This window comes from Fundidesulfovibrio butyratiphilus (assembly GCF_054657235.1).
Window position 1 is genome coordinate 714,337 of sequence record NZ_BAAHXA010000003.1, and the last position, 9,133, is coordinate 723,469.

Sequence of the window (9,133 nt, forward strand, 5' to 3'; positions counted from 1 at the left end):
TTGATGTCTTTGGTATGGTCGTCATTGACTCTCCTATATGATACAAATGACTGTAAATTCAACGGTCGACAGTATAGGGCCTGGTATTGTAATACTGAATTCGTTAAAGAATCCGTACGTTATCAGCGCTTCCGGCTCGAATCCGTTCTCATTATGCGCGACGTAGAGAGCGGCTATTCCGTCAAGAGAACTAAGAGTTCCGTTCACATAACTTATCATCGATGATTCAATTTCCGCCGTGAACTTGACTGTGTTGCTATTCGCCCCTTTTTTCAGGGATGTACGTCCGAATGTGTCCGTGTTCTTTTTGCTGTAGGAAAGGAAACCGATTTCAACTCCCCATTCTGTGTCCCCAAGAGATGCGGACAGCACAGGAACAATATTCCCCAACTTTGCCGTGCCATCAACGCCTGCGTTAACGCGTATGCGCAACGTGGATTGAGCCCTCACGAGCAAGGGGACAAAATAGTTCCGGGTGAATCGTGCGTCGCTAAAGAAATAATCTGTAACAGTATAAACCGGTTGAAGCACTTGATATGTCCGCGAGAATATCACCGTCTCCCCGACAGCCAGGTCCAGCGTAAGCGTACGTCCCTCGACACCAAAAAGCGCCAGGGCGTCGCACCGCGAGGCGTCGATGGTTATGTCGATCAGCTCGGGATGCACAGTCTGTGTGCCGACGAACTCGTCCACGCACGCGCGGGCGTTGGTCGCGCTCAAATCAGACCAGGCCGGATCGTCATCAGCCAGGTTGTCGGGCGGATACTCGCCGGCCGTGGTGCGCAGGGCCTGGTAGAGGCGATGCGTGGCCAAAACCATGACAATGGCGTCCGTGGCGTACTCGATGGCCTCGTCATAGGGGGGCGCATCGTCCTCCGGCACGTTGGTGGAGAGGAGTGTCACCGGGCGGGGGGCTCCGACTCTCATGCCTCGGCCTCTACACGCGTGGTGATCACGCCCTCATCGCCGCCGCACCGGCGGAGCAGCGACACAACGTCGCGTGTGTTGGAGCTGATCGCGGCGTTGCCCTGGCCCACCTTGTCGGTAAGTCGCGCGACGGCGGCTTCCAGGGAGCGGATCGCGGCCACCACGGCCGCGTTGGAGCCGCCGAGCAGCTGCACCGGCACCCGGCCGCTGGGCATTGGGATGACGGCCTCGGTGCCGGCCTCGCCGATCATGGCCAGCTCCGGACCGCTGGTAATGGTTCCTGTGGCATACCCCCGCACGGACTTGAGGTTGTCCAGGGCGTCGAGGGCGGCCTGGTAGAGGTCGCCGGTGCCAGCCGGAGTGATGCCGCGCGAGATCAGGCCGCTCAGGATCGACCAGGCGTCGTACTGCCCATCGCCGGATATGCCGTACGACTGTTGCCACCACGACAGGTAGTTGGTCCTCTGGTCAGGGTGCGAGCGCAGGTAGGCGTCCCACGTGGGAGAGCCGTCCGGGGTATTTGTATCGCCGAGGTGGTAGGCGGCCTCGGCTCCCGCCCCGGTGTAGGCCAGGGCCTGGGTGATCTGGCCCTCCAGCGAGGCGGCAAATACCTGACTCGCCTGCTGCACGGCCTGCTGATAGGTGGCCTCGGCCTCGGCGATGGTGTCCGCCTGCTGTTGGCCAAGGAGGGCCTCGGCCAGCAAGCCAAGGGCGGACGTTATCTCATTAAAAACTTTTGTGTATTCCGCAGGATCGGTGGTGGCGTCCATCTTGGCGGACAGCACCGACGTGGCCAGGGATTGCGCCTCGCTGATGGCGTCCCGGTCGCCGGTCAGGCCCTTGGCCAGGTCCGCGTCGAATTGCGACCGCAGGATGGCGTATTTTTGGTCCGGCAACAGCGGCGACTGATCCCCGCCCCGCAATTCTACTACGGTCTTGTGGATGGCGTCGGCCGCGTCTTGGAGATCGTCAACTAAATCATCCCAATATTTGGTCAACTCCTGGCGTTGCACGTCCAGGACGGTGGAGAGGTCGATGGCTCCCAGGCCCGAGGCCACGGCGGACTGAAACTCCTGCGCCTGCTGGGCGAGCAGTTTGACCGCGCCGGCCTCGTGGTCGCGGCCTTCCAGGACCAATTTGCGGGCCTGTATATCGTAGCGAAAGCTCTCTTCGGCCAGCCGTTTGGATTCGGCCATGGCCGCCAATTTCGCATTGATTTCGGCATTGTAGGCATCGTTGGACAGAGCGGCGATTTCCTCGCCATATTCGCGCTCCAGCGCGACGTAATCCTGATACCGCGAGGCCACCATGGCGTAGATCTCGTACATGGTGTCGCCCGTGGCGGAGGCGATGCGCGAGAGCAGACTGGAGCGAGTGGAGTCGACCTCCTCCTGGTGTTGGCGGATGGCGGCCGCCGTCTCCAGGGCCTGCACCTCGGCGATCCTGGCCATGGTGGCGGCGTCGTAGCCCGCCTGGCGGGCCTGAGCCAGCTCAGCTTCCTGCTGGGCCAGGAGCGAGACCTGCGAGGCCTGCCAGTCCAGACCGTGGGCGGTCAGGGCGCGAGCCTCCAGGCTCAGGCCCAATTGCCGCATGGACGTGGCCGTCTGGTCCGCCTGGGCCTCGACCTGCTGGAGCGAGTCCGCCAGCGTGTCAATGGCATCCACCTGCGTGGCGGCCTCGGACCAAGCCGCAAAAATATCTGGGTCGAGGGGGCCATTTGTCGTAGCCGCCTGCATGGCGGACCAAAATCCCTCGACATCGGTGCCCAGTTGAGCCAGGGCCGGACCCACCTGCATGGTGGACTGGTCAATACGGGCCTGGAGCAGGCCGGCGTCGTCGGTGGTGTGCTTTGTCAGTAACCCCAGCGCGGTCTGTACCGCGTCCATAGATCCCAGAGCATCGGAGAGCTGCGACACGTAGTCGGCGGCCTGGATTTTGGTCAGACCCTGCGTCAGTCCGTCGAAATCGTACCCCGTCGCCCTGGCGATAGCGTCCATGGACGTCATGGCGGAACTAAGGCGGCTTAGAGTATCAATCCAGGCCTCATCGGGAGCGGCGACGGCCTGCACCTGATCCAGCAATCCAAGCGAGGTCAGGCTATACTGCGACATGGCGTTGGCCAAATTTCTGTAGACCTCAGCTTCGTGTCCTTCGGGGATGGCCGTAACGTCCCACGAAAAACCCTTTTGTGAGGCTTTCAGGGCGTCCTCTGACAGCCCTAAAGCGTCGGCGAAGTCGGTAAGCCCAGCTGTGGCCTTTTCCCAAGCCTCTGCCTCCGCAGTGGCCATAGTCGCGTCAGCTGGCGAATAGATCGTCGAGTGGCGGGTGGAGCTGTCCCCAAACATCTCCCGGGACGTGGTCGTTATAGTCCCGTAGCTGGATGGCACCAACTCGCCATCCACAAACATCAGCGCCTGCTTGCTGGCCGCCGGAATGACCCACTTGCTGGTCTCGGTATTGGGTGTGAGCGCCCCGGCCAACAGGGCCGCCGGGATGGCCACCAACGCGCCTACGCCCGTGGCCGCCAAACCCGCGCCGATGCCGAGCGCGCCGCCGATGGTCGCTCCGAGCCCTGTGGCAGACGCCACACCGCCGGCGAGCAGGCCCGTCCCGGCTCCGACGTAGCTGGCGGTCGGGTTGTCCGGCCGGATGAATCCGCCGGCGGCATAGCCTATTCCCCCACTGGCCAGGGCGGGACCGGCCACACTCATGATGTTGGAGAGAGTGGACGTGGAGGACGCCTGCCCGAGGTTCATGGCCGACTGCCAAGCTGCGGCCGGCTCCTTGCCGGCCGCCACCAGGGTCTCGTACATTTCGGCCTGGCCAGTGTTGAGGGTCCACGTGCCCCCGGTGTTGACCATGTCGTAAGTGGTCTTGGCGGACCCGCCATTTTTGAACAGGTCCGACAACGAGAAACCACTCCCGGACGTCTGCCCCTGATCCGCCGAGGCGGACAGGCCGGTCAGGCCTTGCAGTGCGCTTGTATCCGTGCCCACCACCTTGGCCACGATGGGCATGAGCAGGGCGTTTTTCGCCAGCGTCGCGGCGAGGCTTGTGACGTAGCGGATGGTGTCGCGCACGAGGTTGGTCCACATGTTGGCCCAACTTTCGCGGGCCTTCTGCGCGTTGCCTTCCCAGAGGTTGGTCAAGGTGTCGGCGATGCCTGTTTGCACGTCGCCGCCGACCTGGCGGATGTAGTCCGCCGTGGACTTGGCCATGTCCTGCCACATGGCCCGCTTGCGAGCGGTTTCGTCCTGGTAGGCTTTGAATTCGAGGGCGAGGTAGTCGCGGAGGTACCCCAGAAAGTCATCTTCGTAGCCGAGGCGGGCCTCCAGCTCCTTGCGGCGCAGTTCGGAGCGCTGCTGGCTGGCGTACACCTGGAAGGCATTTTCGTCGCTGACGTGCTTCTTGACCTGATCAAGATGGGCGTCCAGGCGGCGGCCCTCGGCGTCCCAATACTCGTCAGACAGCTTGCCGCCTTCGCCCAGGCGACGCACATCTTCGTCAAGCATGAATTGTTCGTGCGCCCGCCAGCGCTCCTCGGCGGTGGCGATCTTCTGGGGATCGGCCAGATCCGTCCCGTAGCCACCTTGCTGCAACTCCTGGAGGTACTGCTTGTACCCTTGCAGCCAGTCAGCCTTGAGCTGCGAACCCTGAGCGCCGTAGGTGTCGCGGTATAGCGAAGATTCGTGCTTGGCGGCGTCGTCGAGCTGACGGCTGTACTCGGCCAGCTCGGCGGCCTTGATCTTGAGGGCCTTCAGGTCGCCGAGACGAGCTTCGGCCTGGTGCAACGCCTCGACGCCGCCCTTGGCCCCCACCAGATCCGCTTGAATGCGCGTGAGCGCCTGGTTGTGCTCCCGCTCGATTTTGGCGATGGCCGCGCCCAGCCGGTCGCCCCCCAGCGACTGTTCGTAGGCGGCGATCTCGTCTTCGATCTTCTGGAGGACGCCGGAGGCCTTGATGTCGGCCCGCGCGCCCGCCGTGGCGGCAGAGGCCCCCTTGCGGGTATCCCGGTCGAGGATCTCTTGCCGGCGATTGGCCCTCAAGGAATTAGATTTACCGACCCAGGTCCAATACTCATTTTCAGTGAGCAGACCGCCTTTATAATCCTTCCAGGTCTGCTCCCATTCGCTGACGATCTGCTTGTCCACGGAGGCCAAGCGCTTTTCCACTGTAGAGGCCGCCGACGCCACGCCCAGCCTGGCCAGCGCGGTCTGGCGGTCTTTGGATATGCCGTCGGGGTAAACTTGGGGCTTGTTGGTAACAACAGGCTGCGCATCGCCGACGCCCAAACGCCTGCGATCCTCCTCCTCTGTCCTGGCCGCGTTCTCTTGCTCAAGGCGTTTTTTCAGGTTGGGGCCGCCTGGCCACTGGTCAAAGCCCGGGGTTAATATTTGCAAGAAATTTCGCGGCAGGGCCTGCCATGCGTCCTTGAAGGCGGCATAGGTGCGCGCGATGGCCGAGCCGATTAGCCTTTTGTTTTCCGCGAGCAGCCGGTTTATGGTCGTGATGGTGCCGGCGACGTCCTGCCACATTTCCTTAAACCCGGACCGTTTGATTTGGTCCATGGTTGTGGACATGGTGGACATTTGGGAGTTGATGGTATTGCCCACGTCCTCCTGGGCGGCCGCGAGCCCGCCAAACTGCTCGCGCAAAAACTCGAGCGTCCGGCCCTGCTCCCTGGCGTCGTTTAGCTGCTTTTCCCATTCAGGCCCCAGACGGTCCCTGAGCAGCATCGCGAGCTGGTCGCCGGCTCGGGCCTGTCCGGTGATTACCGAGCGCAGTTCCTGGGCGATCTGGAGGGAGGAGGATTGCCCTTGCGTCATCAACTTGATCTTGTCGATAATGACGCCAAGGTTCTCGATGTCGCGATCGTTGGTGAGGGTGATCCCCTTGTTGGTGAGGATTTGCCAGCCTTCTATGATCTCCCTGCCGCTGGCGAAATGTTTGGCCGCTTCGGCTTCGACTTTGGCGTAGGTTTCCTCGGCGTAACGCAGGTTCTGGGCGTAAATTTGGCGCAGTTCCGCGTCAGTGCCCCGGTTCATGTCGGTCAAATTCGCGGCGATGGAGATGGTGGCCACGCGGTAGTCGTCAACAGCCTGGATGGCGTCGCGGATGGCTGATACGAATTCACGGAATGCTTTGGCGAGCTCCAGGGCGACCAGCACGTCTCGCAAAACGTCAACAGAGGAAGTCAACTCCCCCATTTCGGACTTTGCCTGCCTTGAGGCCTGTCCCAAATCCTTGACGCTCGCCGACGCCTTGTCCACGCCCCCGGCCTGCTCTCCGACCGTTTTGGTCTGCTGCCCCAGGCCGGTAATCGCCTCCCGCGCGCTGCCGGCGGCCGCGCCCAGCTCTTTGACGCTCGCCGCCGCGCCGCCAAAGCTGGCCGCCTGTTGCCCGGCGGTCTGCAACTGCTGGCCGAGAGACGCCAGCAGCTCCCGCACTTGGGTGGCGGCCCGGGCCATCTCCAACAGCGCGCCCGTGGCGACTTTGGCTCCGGTGTCGCCCTTGCCGCCGACGTTTACTAACTGTTGACCGAGATCCACCAACGCCTGATTGGCGTTGGTGGGATCTACGGTCACAGTGAGCTTGATGACGTTGTCGCCGGCCACGGGGAGGGTCCTCTCAAAACAGGCTGACGCGCTGGGCGGCAGCCATGTGGTTGTCGATCATTTCCTTGACCATGCCGAGATCCGCCCACATCCACAGGGGCAGATCGTCAGGCTCCAGGGCCAGGCCGCCCAGCTGGTACTGGCGCAGGGCGAGCAGCCAGCCCAGGTATTGCGACGGCTTGGCCCCGGAGCGTTTTGGGCATTTAGCGCAGGCGGCGGCTAGCCAGTCGCCGTTTAGGCGTTCACAGTCGCGTCGGTCTGCGGGGGTGCATCGTTCGAGCTGGCCTCGGAGCTGCTCGACAAAGGGGCGTCGGTCTCTTCGGTCGCCTCCTCGGCGTCGGCGTCGGCCTCGCCTTCGGCCCCGGCCAGGAGGTCGATTTCGTCTTCGTCGCCCGCCGAGACCTGGGACGGGCGCAGGGCCGCGCGGGCGACGGCGGCCAGATCCGACGGACGGGCCGCAGCCAAGAGGTCTTTCCAGTTGGCGCGGTAGTGCGCCTCGGACGGGTTCGAGCTGATAAAATCGTCGCCGTCCATGAAGTAGCTTTCGCTGAAGCCAGTGACGAGCTTCTTTCCCAGGGCCGCCTCTTCGGCGAAGATGTTGCTCTTTATAACGGTTTTTTTGCCACTCTTCGTGTAAAGCGAGGCGCTGAACGCCATCCTCTGGGGGTTGGTGGGCAGGCGGTAGTAGAGCTTGTACTCTTCGCCGGCCAAGTCGATCATTTCCAGCACCTGACGATCGGCGGTCAAATTGCAGGGCATGTGCGTCTCCTGATTTCGGATTTGGGTTAGGCGAAATAGAGGCGAAATTCGTCGTCTCCGGCCACGTCGCGCGTGGCCTCGAAGGGCAGATCGTAGGCCCCCAGGCCGCTGCGCTCGCGCTCGCTGATGCTGGTCACGCGCAGCTTGGGCACTGCCACGATCAGGCGGTTGCCGGCGGTCTGGCCGATGCGGGCCACCAAACCGCTGGGGGTCGAGCTGGACCACAGGGCGTAGGGGTTGAAGTTGGACAGATCGTCCATTTCCGGGTCGAGCGACCCGGTAGGGTTGCGGCCGGAGATGTAGTATTCCGAGATGCCGCTCACCGCGTTGGCGTTCTTGCGGGGGTTGACCTCGTTGGCCAAATCGAGCTTGAGCTGGGTAAACGCAGGCGTAAACGCGCCGAGCGTGGCGTGGGCGTCGGTGAAGACAGCCGGAACGATGTCCGGGAGTGTGGGGTTGGGCAGGGGCTGGTCGGCCGGGTCGAGCCAGGCGGCCTGGAAGGTAAACGTGAACTTGGCGATCTGGCCCGAGGGGCAATCCAGGCTCCACGATCCCCGCGCGTCGCGCAGCCTCTTTCGCACGCCGTCGCGGTGGAAAAAGTACGTCATGCACTTCTGCTGGGCGATGGTCTGGGTCACCGGGGTGTATTCCAAGGTCTTGGCCGCTTCCACCACCGTGGCCGTGGCCGCGCTGGTTCCGCCGGTGAGGGCGTCGGCGGCCGCGAACTCCCCGGCTCCGGCCTCAAGCACCAAAAGATCGCCGCAGGCGAAGCGCACCACGCCGGTGACAACGGGGTCGCCACCGGAAATGGTCTCGCCCACGGTCCAGGTCCCGACCTGGTCGGAGAGCGTGAGCAAAAGCAGGCCGTCGGCCCGGGCCATGCCGCAGGCCTGCAACGGGCCGTCGTAATATGGCGGCAGGGGCGCGCCGGTCCCGTCCAGGCCGGCCCCGCAGGCCTCGTGCTTGATCGTGAACTTCTGGGACTTGGCCCCGATGCGCGAACCCTCCTTGCTGAAGGTCCGCGACACAATGTTGCGTTCGATTTTTTCGCCGTCCGGGGCGCACTCCACGTCCGCGTCGACCCGCAGGGCGTCCGTGGCCAGGGGAGTGACCTCCTCGCCCGGATTGTGGAGCTTGCCCAGCACCACCATGATTTTGAACTGTTGCGCGCCCATGTGGCGTCTCCTCTATTTGAAGTAGGGTTGAGGGATGCGGTATTGGTCCGCATGGACCGCCACGCCCCCGGCCTGCAAAAGCGACCAGTCGCCCAGGCTCTCGGCCGGCAACAGCTCGGGCAGGAGTTGTTTGCCCTCCAGGGCCTGGCGCACGGCGTCCAGCAGCCGGTACACGCCCGGCGTGGTGGCGTCGCCGCGCCGGGCCTTGACCAGGTCGCCCTGGTATTTGTCACCGATGACTATGGTCCAGGTCATGCTGGCCTCACTGCGCGAGCCGTGGCTTTCCGTGGTCGACCCGGCGTAGATCACCAGCAGAGCGGGGAACGTGGCCATGGCCTGAGCGATCTGATCCGGCTCCAACTCGCCGCCGTAGGGCGCGACCAGGCGCACGCCCAAGGCCGCCTTGAGCGGCGAAAGCGCGGCCAGGATGGCGTCTTCGACTTCGTGCAGGCTGCGTTTGGCCATCAGGCTCCCTCCGCCAGGTAATCTCCCAGGATGTCGGACACGGCCCGCAGCCAGGCCGGCGGCAGATCGCCGTCAGCCCCGAACAGGTAGGGCCGGGCCGGGATCTTCGAGCCCGGATGGTTGACCTGGCGCACCGGATGCTTTCCGCCGGCCCAGGCCAGGGCCTTCTTGTTTTTGGCCCTGATCACGTGC

General features: G+C 63.6%; 5 protein-coding genes and 1 pseudogene. All 6 read right to left on the reverse strand.

Going from position 1 to position 9,133, the window contains the following annotated elements; translation table 11 throughout:
• Nucleotides 1-33: 33 nt before the first annotated feature.
• Nucleotides 34-927, reverse strand: coding sequence for a hypothetical protein (locus ACYQ01_RS19300; protein WP_459931797.1), 894 nt, complete (start codon nucleotides 925-927; stop codon nucleotides 34-36).
• The gene (locus ACYQ01_RS19305; RefSeq protein WP_459931796.1) at nucleotides 924-6,542 is read right to left on the reverse strand and encodes a coiled-coil domain-containing protein; all 5,619 of its coding nucleotides are present in this window, start codon (nucleotides 6,540-6,542) and stop codon (nucleotides 924-926) included. Before ACYQ01_RS19305 ends, ACYQ01_RS19300 begins: the two co-directional genes overlap by 4 nt.
• A 234-nt stretch (nucleotides 6,543-6,776) precedes the next feature.
• On the reverse strand, nucleotides 6,777-7,301 hold the full coding sequence (locus ACYQ01_RS19310) for a hypothetical protein (RefSeq protein WP_459931795.1): 525 nt from the start codon (nucleotides 7,299-7,301) through the stop codon (nucleotides 6,777-6,779).
• Between the two features lie 26 nt (nucleotides 7,302-7,327).
• Nucleotides 7,328-8,476 (reverse strand): phage tail tube protein, encoded by a 1,149-nt coding sequence (locus tag ACYQ01_RS19315; RefSeq protein WP_459931794.1) that lies wholly within the window; start codon nucleotides 8,474-8,476, stop codon nucleotides 7,328-7,330.
• A gap of 12 nt (nucleotides 8,477-8,488) precedes the next feature.
• Complete coding sequence (locus ACYQ01_RS19320) at nucleotides 8,489-8,941, reverse strand: phage protein Gp37 (RefSeq protein ID WP_459931793.1); 453 nt, start codon at nucleotides 8,939-8,941, stop codon at nucleotides 8,489-8,491.
• Nucleotides 8,941-9,133, reverse strand: a pseudogene (locus ACYQ01_RS19325) (hypothetical protein); the annotation flags it as partial. The gene ACYQ01_RS19320 and the pseudogene ACYQ01_RS19325, both read right to left, overlap by 1 nt.